This window comes from Sediminibacterium sp. TEGAF015 (assembly GCF_025997995.1).
Taxonomy (GTDB): domain Bacteria; phylum Bacteroidota; class Bacteroidia; order Chitinophagales; family Chitinophagaceae; genus Sediminibacterium.
The window spans coordinates 502,158-518,277 of sequence record NZ_AP026683.1 but is presented as its reverse complement, the minus strand read 5'-3'; the positions used below and the strand labels follow the sequence as shown (position 1 = coordinate 518,277).

The 16,120-nt window shown below is 37.8% G+C and carries 13 protein-coding genes; 8 read left to right on the top strand and 5 right to left on the bottom strand.

Annotated elements, in window-relative coordinates; genetic code table 11:
- The 3 genes from TEGAF0_RS02345 (at window position 1) to ctlX (ending at window position 3,226) form a co-directional block, all read left to right on the top strand.
- Window positions 1-687: a spheroidene monooxygenase gene (locus TEGAF0_RS02345; protein ID WP_264899740.1), complete on the top strand. Its 687-nt coding sequence runs from the start codon at window positions 1-3 to the stop codon at window positions 685-687.
- 191 nt (window positions 688-878) lie between these two features.
- On the top strand, window positions 879-2,312 hold the full coding sequence (locus TEGAF0_RS02340) for an arginine deiminase family protein (RefSeq protein WP_264899738.1): 1,434 nt from the start codon (window positions 879-881) through the stop codon (window positions 2,310-2,312).
- A 2-nt stretch (window positions 2,313-2,314) separates the two neighbouring features.
- Window positions 2,315-3,226 (top strand): citrulline utilization hydrolase CtlX, encoded by a 912-nt coding sequence (gene ctlX, locus TEGAF0_RS02335; protein WP_264899737.1) that lies wholly within the window; start codon window positions 2,315-2,317, stop codon window positions 3,224-3,226.
- Between the two features lie 49 nt (window positions 3,227-3,275).
- Here ctlX and TEGAF0_RS02330 read toward each other — a convergent pair whose 3' ends face one another.
- Entirely contained in the window at window positions 3,276-4,163 is an 888-nt protein-coding gene (locus TEGAF0_RS02330; protein ID WP_264899735.1) for an SDR family oxidoreductase, read from the bottom strand.
- A 138-nt stretch (window positions 4,164-4,301) separates the two neighbouring features.
- On the opposite strand from TEGAF0_RS02330, the gene pfkA reads away from it, so the two are divergent.
- The 5 genes from pfkA (at window position 4,302) to TEGAF0_RS02305 (ending at window position 11,167) form a co-directional block, all read left to right on the top strand.
- Window positions 4,302-5,285: a 6-phosphofructokinase gene (pfkA, locus tag TEGAF0_RS02325; protein ID WP_264899733.1), complete on the top strand. Its 984-nt coding sequence runs from the start codon at window positions 4,302-4,304 to the stop codon at window positions 5,283-5,285.
- A 25-nt stretch (window positions 5,286-5,310) separates the two neighbouring features.
- A complete protein-coding gene (pyk, locus tag TEGAF0_RS02320; protein ID WP_264899732.1) occupies window positions 5,311-6,801 on the top strand; it encodes a pyruvate kinase in 1,491 nt (496 codons plus the stop codon).
- A 95-nt stretch (window positions 6,802-6,896) separates the two neighbouring features.
- The gene (locus TEGAF0_RS02315) at window positions 6,897-8,555 is read left to right on the top strand and encodes a beta-N-acetylhexosaminidase (RefSeq protein ID WP_264899730.1); all 1,659 of its coding nucleotides are present in this window, start codon (window positions 6,897-6,899) and stop codon (window positions 8,553-8,555) included.
- Between the two features lie 77 nt (window positions 8,556-8,632).
- Entirely contained in the window at window positions 8,633-10,531 is a 1,899-nt protein-coding gene (nagB, locus tag TEGAF0_RS02310) for a glucosamine-6-phosphate deaminase (RefSeq protein ID WP_264899728.1), read from the top strand.
- 15 nt (window positions 10,532-10,546) lie between these two features.
- Window positions 10,547-11,167 carry a sphingomyelin synthase family protein gene (locus TEGAF0_RS02305; protein ID WP_264899725.1) on the top strand — a complete coding sequence of 207 codons (621 nt, stop codon included), beginning with the start codon at window positions 10,547-10,549 and terminating at the stop codon, window positions 11,165-11,167.
- A 17-nt stretch (window positions 11,168-11,184) separates the two neighbouring features.
- Here TEGAF0_RS02305 and TEGAF0_RS02300 read toward each other — a convergent pair whose 3' ends face one another.
- From TEGAF0_RS02300 to TEGAF0_RS02285, 4 genes are all read right to left on the bottom strand, one after another.
- Entirely contained in the window at window positions 11,185-12,108 is a 924-nt protein-coding gene (locus tag TEGAF0_RS02300; RefSeq protein WP_264899723.1) for a phosphatase PAP2 family protein, read from the bottom strand.
- 9 nt (window positions 12,109-12,117) lie between these two features.
- Window positions 12,118-12,717 carry a DUF4833 domain-containing protein gene (locus TEGAF0_RS02295; RefSeq protein ID WP_264899721.1) on the bottom strand — a complete coding sequence of 200 codons (600 nt, stop codon included), beginning with the start codon at window positions 12,715-12,717 and terminating at the stop codon, window positions 12,118-12,120.
- 75 nt (window positions 12,718-12,792) lie between these two features.
- Window positions 12,793-13,524: a CDP-alcohol phosphatidyltransferase family protein gene (locus TEGAF0_RS02290; protein ID WP_264899720.1), complete on the bottom strand. Its 732-nt coding sequence runs from the start codon at window positions 13,522-13,524 to the stop codon at window positions 12,793-12,795.
- Between the two features lie 42 nt (window positions 13,525-13,566).
- Window positions 13,567-16,116: a DUF5686 and carboxypeptidase regulatory-like domain-containing protein gene (locus TEGAF0_RS02285; protein ID WP_264899719.1), complete on the bottom strand. Its 2,550-nt coding sequence runs from the start codon at window positions 16,114-16,116 to the stop codon at window positions 13,567-13,569.
- Window positions 16,117-16,120: the final 4 nt, after the last annotated feature.

Genomic DNA, 16,120 nt, shown 5'->3' with positions numbered 1-16,120 from the left:
ATGATTGCAACTTTACATATTGTGAGGTACCCGGCATTAATGGGTTGGGCAGGGTTTCTATCAATGGCAATATTCCGTCTACCCCTATGGCTGAACAAAAAAATTTCCTTTTATAAATTAATGGGCTGTGGAAAGAATGGAAGTTTTGACAAAACGCCTGATTTACGCCAATGGGCTTTATTGCTGGCTACTGAAGCGGATGACATGCAAACACCTAAAATGATTACCAATTGGTGGCGTTTTTTTGGTTGTGAAATATGGGAACTGGAGTTAGAACCCATTGAAGGACACGGAACCTGGGATCAAAAAGCAGTATTTGGCAATTTACCCAAGCAAACCACCTATGAAGGACCTATCTGTGTGCTTACAAGAGCTACCATCAGAATATCGCAGTTGGGCCGATTCTGGTCGCATGTTGATGCCATCGCCAATCAAATGGCAGGTACTAAAGGGTTCATTATCTCAATTGGAATTGGAGAAGTTCCCTGGATAAAGCAGGCAACATTCAGTATTTGGGAATCGAAAGCTTCCATGAAGGAATTTGCCTACAAAATGCAGGAGCATGCCTCTGTTATTAAGAAAACCTATCAGGAAAAATGGTACAGCGAAGACATGTTTGTTCGCTTCCGACCTGTAAAATCTACTGGTACATTGAAGGGAAAATTGCCGTTTGAAATAAAATTGTAATTTCAATCTGTGAATCATTGTACAACCATATCTTTTTTAACAGCGCATTTTGCTTGGATGTACCATGGATTAAACCCCATGCCCGATCACTGACGTTGCTTCATAGTATCTTTAGAATTAGCATTACTTCCCATTATTTTACTCAATTGTAATTAACGCGTATGCCATGCATATGCCTAAAATAAATTATTATGAAAGTTTCCGTAACATCAGAAATTGGAACCTTAAGAAGATTATTGGTACATAGCCCGGACAGTGGTCTGGGAAAAGTAGTGCCATCCAAAGCACAAGACTGGCTATTTGAAGACATTGTACATCTAGACACTATACGAAAAGACGAATACGACTATTACACCAAAATATTGCTATACTTTCTGGATCCAGAAAAGATAAAAGGCAAATTGGCATATATAGATTCCGAGACTGAAAACAGGGCTTTTTACAAACCCGAACATCCCCATTTTTACAGATCTGATAAAGTAATAGAATTACAATGGCTGTTAGCGGACTTATTACAGAATGAAGCAATTAAAACGCAATTGGTATCATCCATCTGTGCAATTGAAGGTTGTACCTATCAAATGCAAAATGAACTGCTGACTTATGAGCCTAATGAACTTGCAAAGACATTAATTTCAGGCACAACTACCAGCATGCAATTACTGTTTGCCCCCATTCCCAATTTTATTTTCACACGAGATCTAGGTATTACTATCAAAGATTATGTTCTATTGAATAAACCTGCCAAAAAAGCAAGAACCAGAGAGGCATTACTGGCTAAATATATTTTCTTTAATCATCCCCTTTTTGCAGAGTTCACTGGAAAAATCATTGAACTTTCCGACTCACATCATAGTTTTTTACTACCAAAAGAAGACGACGAAAGAAAGATAACGCTTGAAGGCGGAGACATCATGGTAGTAAGTGAGAATCATATCCTGGTGGGCGTAAGTGAGCGTACCTCTTCAGAAGCAGCAGTTAAAATTACCCAGACACTTTTTGAAATGGGACTAATGGAAAAAGTTACCATTGTAAAAATCCCTAAGAAGCGAGACTATATGCATATAGATACTGTTTTTACGCAGGTCAAAAGAAATGTATGGGTGATGCTGGGAAATTTTTCTAGAAAAGCCGTTAAACACGAAGATGAGACTGCTGTTGAAAGAATACTGGAAATTAAAAAAGAAGAAAAAATCAAAATCCTGCAGTTTCATAGAAGCAAACCAGAGGAACCTATCTCCTTTGAAAGCCTGGAAGACCTTTTGATTGATATCAGCAAAGTAGACTTACAATGCAAGGAAGAGGTACAGATAATTTTCTCAGGCAATAATGAGTTTCCCTACAGCGCAAGAGAGCAATGGACAGACTCCTGTAATTTACTTGCACTAAAGGAGGGAGTTGTATTAGGCTATGACAGAAACGATAAGACAACGGAAGCATTCAAGAATGCTGGATTTACCATCATTGGTGTAAAAGAACTATTGCGTCTATTAGAAACTGGAAGCATAACGACAGATCAGATTAAAGATACTTTTATTTTAATGCCTTCTGCCGAATTATCCCGTGCACGCGGAGGATTTCATTGTATGAGTATGCCATTGTGGAGAGAACCCTTAAAATTGTAATTATGCAACACACGAGTCATCTTTTAATGATTAAACCGGTGAATTTTAGCTTTAATGCTGAAACAGCTGTGAACAATAGTTTTCAAACGCCGTCTGAAGAAAAAAATATTCAGGAAAAAGCCAGCATAGAATTTGAAACATTTATTGAGAAACTAAAAGCAAATGAAATTGATGTTACAGTTGTAGAAGATACGCCTGACCCTTACACCCCGGATTCTGTATTTCCCAACAACTGGATATCCTTTCATGATGATGGAAGTATTTGTTTGTATCCCATGTTTGCATTGAACAGAAGAAAAGAACGAAAGGCCACCGTTTTGTCTGCCATAGCTGAAAAATTCAAAGTAGTGGAAACCCTTGATTTTACAGCCAATGAAGAAAAGGAACAATTTCTGGAAGGTACAGGAAGCATGGTACTAGATAGAGAAAACAGAATCGCATATGCATGTTTATCTCCCAGAACACATACTAGTGTCTTAGAACAATTCTGTGTTCGAATGAATTACAAGCCTGTAGCATTTACTTCAGTTGATATTGCAGGAGCCCCCATTTATCATACCAATGTAATGATGTGCGTGGCAGATGAATACGTAATCATTTGTTTGGAATCAATCAAAGATGCTCAGGAACAAGACAAAGTTGTAGCGGAAATTCTGGGGACTAAGAAAAAAATCATTGAAATCAGTTTCAATCAAATGAATCATTTTGCCGGCAATATGCTTCAGGTGCACAATGCAAAAGGCCAGCGTTTTCTGGTGATGTCTAGCCAGGCATACCAGGCACTTGATACTACTCAAATAAATGAAATTGAACAATACAACACCATTATTCACAGCGATATCAAAACCATTGAAACCAATGGAGGCGGTAGTGCCCGATGCATGATGGCTGAGATTTTTCTTCCGCTGAAATAATAGCAAGTTCAGGGTAAAATCCCTAAGACTTTTTGAATTCAAAAAAACGTCACTGGGCAACAAATGACAATCGAACCCCCTCTGAAAAAGAGCGGGGTTTATAATTTAAAACTGACTTTGCTTTTTCTATTTGCAAACCTGATCTTTTAGCCCTGATTACGGGTTCTGGAAATGTACTGCTATCAACAGGTATAATCAGTTTTTCGTCTAGTGACAAAACTTTTGCCACCTGAACGGCCATCTCGTAAGGCGTAATTATTTCAGGACCGGCCAGATGAAAAATTCCAGCATGATTCTCAGTAATGATCGTTTGTACTCCAACACAAATATCCATTACATAAGTAGGTGTTCGGAATTGATCATTCACTACCTTGATTGTTTTACCTTGCTGTAGTTGTTGTTCTACCCATTGAATAAAACTTGGCCTTCCATTCAAATGTTGAGGACCATACATAAAAACAGGTCTTACAATAACGGCGGATGGAATATGCTTCCTAACCCATTGCTCTGCCTGCCACTTAGAAACACCATAAAAATTGAGTGGATCTGGTGTGTCATCTTCCTGGTGTGGACCATTTTCTCCAAAAATAAAATCAGTTGAAAAATAGACAAACCTTGCATTTACTTTTAGCGCAGCTTCACCCAAATGAATGGTTGCTTCTACATTATTTGCTATACATTCTTCTCTTTTGCAATCACACTCATCCGGTTTACTCATGGCTGCAACATGAATAATCCAATCAGGTTGTATGGCTTCAACCAGTTGCGTCACCGAACTAACATTTGTTAGTTCACATGTATGATAATTTATTCCTGAATGAGCTATCATAAGTGTAGAACCACGTGAAACTGCAAATATGGGAAACCCTTGATCTGCAAGGAATACAGCTAAATGCTGACCTGTAAAACCATTAGCTCCAGTAATCATTACTTTCATAACACAATGCTACGAAAAAACCAATACGAACAGTACAAGGCAATGTGACTTCAAATTCGTATTTTTGAAACTCCGTGTAAGGTATACACATTACTTACGTTTTATAAACGGATCTATTTATAACAGAGATTGTAAAACATGGGCAATAAAAAAGTCAGTAAGATTGGAGTTTTAACATCAGGGGGAGACGCCCCGGGCATGAATGCCGCCATTAGAGCAGTAGTAAGAACCGGATTATACCATGGATTGGAAGTATTTGGCATCATGCGCGGTTACAGTGGCATGATTGATGATGATATTTTTCCAATGAACTCCAGGTCGGTTGCCAATATAATTCAAAGAGGAGGCACTGTATTAAAAACAGCGCGTTCTATGGAATTCATGGAACATGCGGGCAGAAAAATTGCTTATGAGAACCTAAAGAAAAGAGGGATTGATGGTCTGGTAATCATTGGCGGAGATGGTAGCTTTAAAGGGGCTCAGAAATTCAGCAATGAATTTGACATTCCTTGCATAGGCTTGCCAGGGACTATTGATAAAGATATTGCAGGAAGCGATTTTACCATTGGGTTTGATACGGCTGTTAATACAGCTGTGAGTGCAATAGATAAAATCAGAGATACAGCTGATGCACACGACAGGCTTTTCATAGTAGAAGTTATGGGAAGAGATGCCGGATATATTGCTTTGCACAGCGGTATTTCAACTGGTGCAGAAAACATTCTGATTCCCGAAACGGAAACAGATATTGAGGCCTTAATAAGTTCATTATCTGAGCAGGAAAAAAGAAAAAAACTAGTTAATATCATTGTTGTTGCTGAAGGAGATAAATATGGCGCCAATGAAATTTCCAGTATCATCAAAAAAAGACTCCCTCAAGCAGATACAAGGGTATGTATATTAGGTCATATACAAAGAGGTGGCTCCCCTACTTGCTTAGACAGATTAATTGCGAGCCGTATGGGATTTGCTGCAGTTGAATGCTTACTGAATGGCACCAACAATGTAATGGTTGGGATATTAAATAACCAGCTACACTATACCCCACTAGATTTAGCAATTAAAGCAAAACAAAAAATTTCGGAAGATTGGTTAAAGATTGTAAAAATTCTAGCCAGTTAATCCCCCCTTAAAATAAACCAAAACAATGTCAAAGAATTTAGAGAAGTATCTACACAAGAACATGGACAAGGCAGCAGGTGTAAAGCACGTGATGCACAAAACAAAGATTGTTGCTACGGTTGGACCAGCCTGTGATTCATACGACCAGCTGTTAGATTTGGTGAAAGCCGGAGTGAATGTTTTCAGATTGAATTTCTCACACGGAAGCCATGAAGATAAGTTAGCCATTATTGAACATATCAGGAACATCAATAAAACACAACCTTATAATATTGCTATTCTTGCAGATTTACAAGGTCCCAAATTAAGAGTGGGTGAAATAGAAAACAATGCATTGGATTTACAAGTAGGTGATATCTTAACATTCACTAACGAAAAATGCATTGGTACAAAAGAAAAAATTTATGTTTCTTATCCCAACCTTGCAGGCGATGTAGTTATTGGGAATACCATCATGATTGACGATGGTAAGATTGAAGTAAAAGTAACAGGTATCGAGAAGAATGGTGATGTTAAGGTTGTTGTAACTTTAGGGGGAATTCTTTCTTCTAAGAAGGGATTAAACTTACCCGATACAAAAATTTCTTTACCTGCTTTAACAGAAAAAGATCTAGCTGACCTTGAATTCATCATTGAGCAACAATGCGATTGGGTGGCACTTAGTTTTGTAAGAAGTGTAAAAGACATCGTTATCTTAAGAAGTAAGCTAGACGAAAAGAAAAGCAAGACGAAGATTATTGCTAAAATTGAGAAGCCAGAAGCACTTGTAAATATTCGTGATATCATAATTGAAAGTGATGCTATCATGGTAGCTCGAGGAGACTTAGGTGTTGAATTACCAGTAGAACAAATTCCTTTGATTCAGAAAGAATTGATTCGCAAATGTATTCACAGAGCAAAACCTGTTATTGTAGCTACCCAGATGATGGAAAGTATGATTGACCGGGTTAAGCCAAACAGAAGTGAAATTACGGATGTGGCTAATGCCGTGCTAGAAGGTGCTGATGCTGTGATGTTAAGTGGCGAAACAGCTGCTGGACAGCATCCAGCATTGGTAGTTGAAACCATGCGTAAGATTATTGCCGAGGTTGAAAAAAATGAATACAGATACAATCGTTCAGAAGATTTGAAACCTCAACCACACTCTCCGTCTTTTTACAGCGATGCAGTTTGTTATAATGCAGCAAAAATGGCAGAAGACGTTTCCGCAAACGCTTTAATTGGAATGACCCAGAGTGGTTATACCGCTTTTATGCTAAGCAGTTATAGACCTTCATCTCCCTTATTTATTTTCACTAAAGAAAGATCCCTGGTTAACCAATTAAGTTTGAGCTGGGGCGTAAGGGCGTTTTATTATTCTGAAGAAGAAAGTTTAGATGATATTGTTGCTGACCAAATTGATATTTTAAAACAACGAGGATTTTTAAAGACAGGAGATGCGGTAATTAATACTGGTAGTACACCGGTAGATCAGCATTTACCAACTAACCTGATTAAGTTAACGCGTGTAGTATAACTTCTGATTTTATTTTTTACCGTATTTTTTAAATAAAAGATTCCTCGTTCAGGGGAATCTTTTTTACTTTTAAGCCTCAACGATTAATTACAATTATGAAATACTTATTTCTTGCCATTTCATGTTTATGTATGCTCTCTTCTTTTGCACAGCAAAGCCCCATCATCCCTCAACCAGCCGAATTGAAAATGGGTCAGGGAACTTTTGCTGTTGGCAAGAAAACCATCATTGTTACAAAAGGGGGGGGACTTGAAAAATCTGCATCCTTTTTACAAGCATACATAAAAAAAATGTATGGTTTATCATTACCTATATCAAAGACTGCGAAACATCAAGGCAATATTGTATTGTCCTATGCGCGTATGGATTATAGCATTCCAGGAGCCTATCAAATGGAAGTTAATAATGACGGTGTGGTAATTGAGGGTGACAATGAAGCAGGGGTCTTTTATGGTGTTCAGTCCTTAATTCAGCTATTCCCATTCAGCAAAGAAAGTAACCTGACCATACCTCAATTATCGGTAAAAGACCAACCCAGATTTGCATACAGAGGCATGCACTTAGACGTAGCAAGACATTTTTTCCCGGTAGATTTCATAAAAAAATATATCGACTTCATTGCGATGCATAAAATGAATACCTTTCATTGGCATCTTACAGAAGATCAGGGCTGGAGAATTGAAATCAAAAAATATCCGAAGTTAACTTCAGTTGGTGCCTTCAGAAATGGTACGACCATTGGAAGATATCCCGGAACAGGCAATACCAACACCCGATATGGTGGCTATTATACCCAAGAACAAATTAAAGAAGTGGTTAGATATGCCGCAGATAGATATGTAGAAGTGATACCGGAAATTGAACTACCTGGACACTCTTCTGCCGCGATTGCCGCTTACCCGGAGCTAAGTTGTTTTCCTGATTCAAGCACCAAAGTGCCGGCAAAAGTAGCCTGGAACGGATCAAGAACAGGAAAACAAGTACAGCAAACCTGGGGCGTTTTTGAAGATGTTTTTGCGCCTACCGAAACCACATTTAAATTTTTAGAGAATGTATTTGATGAAGTAATTCAGTTATTCCCTTCTAAATATATTCATATTGGAGGCGATGAATGTCCAAAAGAAGCATGGAAGAAATCTTCTTTCTGTCAACAGTTAATCAAAGAGAAAGGCTTGAAGGATGAGCATGAACTGCAGAGCTACTTTATTCAAAGAGTAGAAAAATATTTAAATAGTAAGGGGAAGCAAATTATTGGCTGGGACGAAATTCTGGAAGGTGGTCTTGCACCAAATGCAACAGTAATGAGCTGGAGAGGTGAGCAAGGTGGCATTGAAGCTGCCAAACAAAAACACAATGTTATTATGACTCCTGGTGGCTGGATGTATTTTGATCACAAGCAAACAAAAAATGAGGACTCCGTTACCATTGGAGGTTATACAACTGTTCAAAAAGTATACAGCTATGATCCGATTCCAAAAGCTTTAACAGCAGCAGAAGCCAAATATGTTTTGGGTGCTCAGGCAAATGTGTGGACTGAATACATGACAAATACTTCAAAAGTTGAATACCAGATTTTTCCAAGAATGAGTGCGCTTAGTGAAGTTTTATGGACGCCAAAAGAGAAAAAAGATTGGAACAATTTTGAAAAAAGACTGCAGCATCAGTTTAAGCGCTATGATTGGATGGGAATCAATTATTCAAAAGCATACTTTGATCCCGCCAATAACAGCACAGAAAACACCAAAAATCCTTAAAAAACCGCAAAATATATCTCAAAACCCTGCTTTTTGGGAAGCTTTAATGTAAATTAGCCATGCAAAATCGTTTAACAATGGTCGATTCTTTCGAAAAAATAGAAGTCAAAATCTATCCTACGCCAGCAGATGGCTCAGTTTACGCAGCTCAAGTTATTGCTCAATTGATAAAAGAAAAGGCCGCTAAAGGAGAGAATGTAGTATTGGGGTTAGCCACTGGCTCTACTCCTATTAAAATGTATGCAGAACTGGTTCGTATGCATCGGGAAGAAGGATTGAGTTTTAAGAATGTGATTACGTTCAACCTAGACGAATACTATCCAATAGATAAAGAAGCCTACCAAAGCTATTGGAGTTTTATGCATCGCAATTTGTTCAATCATATTGATATTGACCCTAGCAATATTCATTTACCAAATGGGAATGCTCCTAAAGAGGAAATGAAAAAATACTGTGCTTCTTACGAACAAGCCATTGAAGCGGCTGGAGGTATAGATTTACAGGTTTTGGGAATTGGACAAAATGGTCATATAGGATTTAATGAACCAGGCTCTAGTATATTATCTAAAACAAGACTGGTTAATCTGGAAAACAGTACCCGATTGGCTAACTCCTATGAGTTTGGCACCATCACCAAAGTGCCCAGATTAGCTGTAACAATGGGGATTAGCACCATTTTAAAAGCAAAGAAAATTATCTTGTTGGCATGGGGAAATAAAGCGAGCATTGTTGCAAAATCCGTTGAAGGCCATGTTACGGAAAGCATTCCAGCCAGTATTTTGCAACAGCACAATGACTGTACGTTTATTATTGACCAGGCCGCATCTACCGAACTTACCCGCATCAAATCTCCGTGGTTAACCGGAGACTGCGTCTGGACAAAACAAATGATTAAAAGAGCCGTAGTTAACTTAGCATTGAAATTGAACAAATCTGTACTTAGTCTTACTTCGCTTGATTATACGGAGAATGGATTATCCGATTTATTGGTAGAGCAAGATGATGCTTACGAAATTAACTTACAGGTATTCTACATGTTGAGAGATACCATTACGGGTTGGCCTGGAGGAAAACCCAATGCAGTAATTCCTGCACACCCTGAAAGATCAGAACCACATCCCAAAAGATGTTTAATCTTTTCTCCGCACCCGGATGATGATATCATTAGCATGGGAGGTACATTCATGCGTTTACACGATCAGGGTCATGAAGTTCATGTTGCTTATCAGACCAGTGGAAATATTGCTGTAACGGACGAATTCGTAACTCGATTCATAGATTTTGCAGTAGGATTCGAAGAAATGTTTGGTGTAGATAACAGCAAAAGTATTGAGCAGTTAAGCTCGGCCGAACGCTTTATCGCTTCAAAGAAAAAAGACCAGATGGATACCAGCGAAATCAGGGCTATCAAGGGATTAATCAGAAGAGGCGAAGCAAAAGCAACCTGCAGATATGTTGGTCTTCCGGAAGGAAGATGGCATTTTATGAATATGCCATTTTATGAAACAGGAACCATAGAAAAAAAGCCTCTGGGAGAAGAAGACATTCTGCTTACCATGGAATTGCTCAGAAAAATAAAACCTCACCAGGTATACTGTGCTGGAGACTTAGCCGATCCTCATGGTACACACCGCGTTTGTCTGGAAGCCGTTTTTGAAGCACTCAGAAGAATTAAAGCTGCCGGTGACGACTGGGTTAAAGATTGCTGGGTATGGTTGTACAAAGGTGCATGGCAGGAATGGGATATTGCAGAAATTGAAATGGCCATCCCAATGAGTCCAGACCAAGTAAAGAAAAAGCGTTTTGGTATTTTCATCCATCAATCTCAAAAAGACATGGTTCCCTTCCAGGGCTCTGACAATAGAGAGTTCTGGCAACGTGCAGAAGACAGAAATGCCAATACTGCTAATTTATATGCAGCATTGGGCATGACGAAATATGCGGCCATGGAAGCATTTGTTCGTTGGCATTACTAGCCCTACTTTTGCGGCATGATGAAAAAAAACTGGGATGGATTCCTTAAAAATAAAGCTTTCAGAAATAAGCTTTCCTTAGGAATTCTGGTGCTGGTTATGCTGGTAGCCTTCCTACCCTATTATTTTGCTTTTATAGAAGCAAGAAAGGGTATTCTGCTCAATGACCTTGTATTAGATTATATAGACAGTGCCAATGTATCTATACCCACTTTCATTATTATTTGGTCACTCAGTCTTACGTGTTTGTATATCAACCTGCAGAAACCTGAAAGAATGCTACAGATGTTGTGGGCATTTAATGTACTGTCGTTATCCAGAATACTGAGCATTTATCTGGTACCCCTGGAACCACCTGTTGGTCTCATAGAATTAATTGATCCGATAACCAATACCATCTACGGAGCCCGGTTTATTACAAAAGATCTGTTTTTCTCTGGCCATACTGCAACCCTTGTAACGTTCGCATTGTGTATGCATAAAAAAAGCCATAAAGTGATTGTATTTACTGGTGCAATAGCAGTCGGAGTCCTGGTATTAATTCAGCATGTGCATTATACAGTTGATGTTGTTGCTGCTTTTGTATTTCCCTTTATATTGGTCCCCATTGCCAGAAGAATTTGCAAGCCTTTTATTTAACGCTTCGCCTTGTCCTTTTATTTAAGTGCGTCAATTGCTTTTTCAACTGAACGATGTACCCAACTTTTTGAATGGATAAATCGCTGGAAAAGCCAGATGCCTGTAATGGCGCAAGATATACCTGCTAATACATCCAATACATAATGATGACTGCTATAAATAGCAGCAAACCAAATACCAATCATGATGGTTCCGAAAACCCAGTTGATTGGACCCAATTTATTTCGAACAGCATAATACAAAACAATTAAGGGATAAGAAGAATGCAGTGAAGGCATAGCAGCAAATACATTTGAACTCTTTTCATACAAACCTTTGAAAATTTCCACTCCAAAGTATTCATCAAATCGGTGTAGCCCAGCGGTGTTCCCTTGGGTATTCGCTATGAAATCAAACCCGTATTGTTGTACATACCAAGGTGGAGCTGCCGGATATATGTAATAAATACAGAATCCTAAAAGATTAACCAATAAAAAAGTAAGCGAAAAATAAAAGAATTCTCTCCTTCTGGTAAAAAACAAAACACCGGCAAAAATGAGGGGTACAGGAATCCAGCTTAAATAAAATAAACCAGCAAGTACATCCAATAGGTTATTATGATTCAATAACCAGAATTCATTGGGAGTAACCACTTTTCCCTGATAAGTAAATCCGAATATACTTTTTTCTAGATTGTATAATTCCCGAATACTAACAGTATTGTATTCATAATTTGGAAATGCTTTCATGTAATCAAAAATGATCCAGAAAACGATGAAGACGGTAAACCCAAGAATAAACTTCCTTGTGACTGCCGATAAGTAATACATGAAATTAAACAAACCAACCAGCACCAGTTGATCTGTTTTAAATCCAATCAGGAAATAAGACAATACCAGATAGGCAATAGAAAAAAACAAAACAAGTATGGATGCTTTTATTTTCTTTGACTTAAAAGGCATAAAAAACAATTAAGGTTTAAATCTTTCCATAATAGGCTTGTTGGTAGCTGCTTCCTTCCCCTTCATTTCAATATACCTGACATTGGGATTAAACAAAGTGCCTCCGGGATCAATCTGAATGTAAACCCTTTTTATTTCAGATTCCTTATTGTTAATGAGGGTATACATTTTATAGGTATTGTCTAGAAGAGATTTTTTAAGCGTAAATTCTTTCTTTTTGTAAGCAACCAGCTGAATAGTAAAGCTTCCATCCCTGTTCTTTCTTGAAATAGTACCATAGGCAAATGCTTTTTGAATAAAATTCAATTCTTTGCGCATCCCCCCTTCCGGATAACGAATCCAGAAAACTTTTACTGGGGTACTCTCATCCAGTTCCCCTTTGTCATTTACATTTAGAGAATAAATAATCGTATTGGTATTGGTAGTTCTTTGTAAATAGAATAGCTGATTTTTAATGCCAACGGGTACAGGAAATGTATCCTGCGGATCCGTATTGTACATCATTTTATCTACACTTTCCCTATTTGCAGCAATGCCACTATTGACCATGCTGAAGATTCCAGTTAAGAGAATTAAAAAAACTAAAAATCGCTTTCTCCCTAAATTCACGCTTTACCTTTTTTTAATTTAAAATTTATATTCTTTATAAGCTTTCTGCCTTTGCAGAAATATTCGACTCAATTATTACAACCCAAGATTCTGTTTGTCCTTCAGATCCAATGCAGCTTTTGCATCCAGTAATCTTTTAAAAGCAGTATAATTGGTAAGCACGGCCATTATAGTCAGCGGTATTGTAAATACCGAAATGGTTTCAAATACCTGAACAGTTGTCCCTGGTAAATACACTTTAAAATCTCCACCGATAAAGTAAGAAGTTATACCACAAGCAATAGCTGTAACTCCAATTGTGATTACTCGTTCTGGTCTTTGCATCAACCCTTCCTTGCATTCTACCCCCAGCCCTTCAGCTCTTGCACGGGTATAACTAACCATTAAAGAACCAATCATGGCAATAAATGCAAAAAGAGAACTATAAAAATAATGGTGTGAAATCAGATAATAACAAATCCCTAGAAACAAAACCAATTCACTATACCGATCCAAAACAGAATCGAACAGTGCACCAAAAGAAGAAGACATTTTCCCCAATCTGGCTACCTGACCATCGAGCATATCAAAAACGCCAGCAAATAAAACCATTGCCCCAGCCCAGCCAATATAACTCAACTCTCCTCTATGTCCTTTTTCTGCACCTTCAATAAAAATTGCAGTTACCAGAATATTTAGCAGAAGACCAATAAAAGTAACTGCATTTGGCGTAAGTCCCAGCTTTATTAAGAATTTAACAAAGGGATTAATCACAACATAAATCATCTGTTGTGCTCTATCTCTGAATTTCGGATTCGACTGGTTCATTTGTAATTGTTTTTTTCAAATTGTAACATTGAAGAATTCAAATTAAAAATCAAATCTGAATCTGGTTCTGATACCGTAAGGAGAAATTCCCGGGTTATCTAAGTAGCTTAAACGCTTAACAAAGTCAACACGTAAAATCTTTAGAATATTTTCTACCCCAACACTAGCTTCCATATATGGCTTTGCCGGATCAAGTGCAAAAGTTGTGGTTGCACCGTTAATTGTTGGATACTTGAATAAATTGGGATTCAGTGTTGGATTGTTTTCATCTCTTACACCTCCGTACAATATTTTGAATGAAGCCACTTCTCTGAATTTAAGCTTTTTTAACAAGGGCACTCTGTTAAAGACAATTCCCATGAAATGATGTACCCAAGTAAATGATGCGTATCTGTCACTCACGAATTCCAGGAAGTTCATCATATTATAGGAATTCAACTGATAGGCAAAAGTCTGGTTGGCTCTGTGTACCGTAAGCAATGGGAATGGCAATTGACCAAAAATATATCCACCTTCTAGCGTTGCATCCGCATATCCCAATCTTCCCAGATAGTTTCTTTTTTCTATTCTCAAATCCAGCTTCTGGTAGTTGTATTGACCACCCAGCAATCCTTTAACACCCGCGGCTGCGCTTAAAGTAAATATGGGGTACTTAGTAAAAATAGGAATACGATATACTTTACCCTGATAAAATTTTTCATTCGGTGCATAACGGATTTGTCCGTTTATTTCAGTTGTTATTACGTTCTGAATATTTTCATTATTGGCCTTGGTATAGGTTAAAATACCTGCAGGTTGTTGATGCCAGTTCTTAAAACCAATATTGAATGATAAACGATTCTTGAATTCTTTTACATATTCAAACTGATAGGTATTATTGTATAACCAGCGTTCGTTGTTGCCTCTTTTAAAAGAAAGCAAAAAGTTATCTTCTTGCACAAACTCTAAATCTTGTCCGGGAATTTTGGTATCACTCTGCGCACTTATTCTAATATAATTGAGTGGGAAGGTATAAATAGACTTATTGTTGAGTGAATAAGTTGCACTTAAAAAGCCCTTCCATTGTTTGTCATTAAATCCATAAGCACCATAGGTTTCAAAATACAGTCGTTTGCTCATGGCTGGAGTAGTTCTACCACCAACACGTAATCTGAATCCTTCTACCGGATTAAAGCTATAGAATGTATTTACCGGTCCAATTTCAACAGGTCCTAAATTTCCATATCCGGCAAATAATAAAGTAAATAAAGCCAGGGTCCTTCTGAAAGAAGGCATTTTCTCCAGACTATCAATATTGCTGTACACTTTTGATTCTGGCACAGACAAGGGATTATGTCTTCGTGAAACCCAGAAACTGTCTGGCATTTTCGATATTACAGCCTCATTTCTAACAATTGCAGGCCCCTCGAAAATGGAGTCTGCCAATGGCTTATTGGTAGTGAACCCCTTGTAAGAAACGGTTCTTTCACCAAAGAAACCACCACTGGTACTGCTCTTGCTCAAACCCATGTCGGCCATCAGATTGCTCTTGACTACATGGTACTTTTTGTCTTCTCCTCTCTCAAATTCCAAATCGGCATGTAATTCCTTAATCCAGTTAATATTGGCATTTCTACTAATGAACATATTTATTTTCTGAACGGCATAGTTGCCATCTAACGTAATAAACATGTTGCCTCTAAATAATAGGTCATTGGTATTTCGCGGCGTAAAATACAATTTCACCAACTTGGTTCCATAATCATCAGTGACAGTATCTCTGATATAGTACATGTAAAAAGTAGGTGCAGCATTTGCGATTGGACTGAGGAACTGATAGGTAAAAATGGGAATATTATTCTCGTAGATATCTACATTTTCATATAATCTGTTCAGCAACGAACTCAATCCATCGTTATCAATATAACTTCCGAAATTAACTTTCTTCTCGCCCAAGATAATGGATTTGGAAGCAGAAGGATCCTTACGAAGATATTGCTTGGACAAGCGTTCTTCCATGTAAATAGGAATCAGGGATTTGCCGCTTAACTTAGAGCTATCTCTGTTCTCGAAGAGAAAACTATATTTTTTTAACATACGAGAATTAGTAACCTTATCATTGGCAGAGCTTAATGCTGCATTTATTTTTTCGTACTGCTCGTACTCAACATAATCATAACTTGCTACTTTATTGTTATCCCTGTTCTCAATTACTTTCCTAATAAGCTCTACAGCCGGATTGTCTTTGTTTCTATACTTTGCCCTTTTATTGGTTGATACAGTTACATTAGTTAATAATGAAGGGTCTGGTCCTAATTCAATATTCAATTCCTGCATCTTAAATCGATTAACCGTAAACTGAACCTGTCGGAATCCAACAGAAGAAACAACCACTTTATTTATGCTCGTATTGGTAATAATCATGTAACGTCCAAGGCTGTCTGTAACTACCCCTCTTCCCTTCAAAAAATAAACACTTACCCCTTGCAAAGGCTTCTTGGTTATTGAATCAACAACAATACCCTTAACCACAGTTTCCTGAGCGCTTAATTGATGAACAAATAAAATGCTCATCAGCATGATGATTAACTTAAACCCGAATCTGTCTTTCATAGAC

Bases quoted from the DNA above. Each gene is read 5' to 3' on its own strand.
- TEGAF0_RS02345 (WP_264899740.1), top strand. From the start codon at position 1: ATGATTGCAACTTTACATATTGTGAGGTACCCGGCATTAATGGGTTGG.
- TEGAF0_RS02340 (WP_264899738.1), top strand. From the start codon at position 879: ATGAAAGTTTCCGTAACATCAGAAATTGGAACCTTAAGAAGATTATTG.
- ctlX (WP_264899737.1), top strand. From the start codon at position 2,315: ATGCAACACACGAGTCATCTTTTAATGATTAAACCGGTGAATTTTAGC.
- TEGAF0_RS02330 (WP_264899735.1), bottom strand. From the start codon at position 4,163: ATGAAAGTAATGATTACTGGAGCTAATGGTTTTACAGGTCAGCATTTA.
- pfkA (WP_264899733.1), top strand. From the start codon at position 4,302: ATGGGCAATAAAAAAGTCAGTAAGATTGGAGTTTTAACATCAGGGGGA.
- pyk (WP_264899732.1), top strand. From the start codon at position 5,311: ATGTCAAAGAATTTAGAGAAGTATCTACACAAGAACATGGACAAGGCA.
- TEGAF0_RS02315 (WP_264899730.1), top strand. From the start codon at position 6,897: ATGAAATACTTATTTCTTGCCATTTCATGTTTATGTATGCTCTCTTCT.
- nagB (WP_264899728.1), top strand. From the start codon at position 8,633: ATGGTCGATTCTTTCGAAAAAATAGAAGTCAAAATCTATCCTACGCCA.
- TEGAF0_RS02305 (WP_264899725.1), top strand. From the start codon at position 10,547: ATGATGAAAAAAAACTGGGATGGATTCCTTAAAAATAAAGCTTTCAGA.
- TEGAF0_RS02300 (WP_264899723.1), bottom strand. From the start codon at position 12,108: ATGCCTTTTAAGTCAAAGAAAATAAAAGCATCCATACTTGTTTTGTTT.
- TEGAF0_RS02290 (WP_264899720.1), bottom strand. From the start codon at position 13,524: ATGAACCAGTCGAATCCGAAATTCAGAGATAGAGCACAACAGATGATT.
- TEGAF0_RS02285 (WP_264899719.1), bottom strand. From the start codon at position 16,116: ATGAAAGACAGATTCGGGTTTAAGTTAATCATCATGCTGATGAGCATT.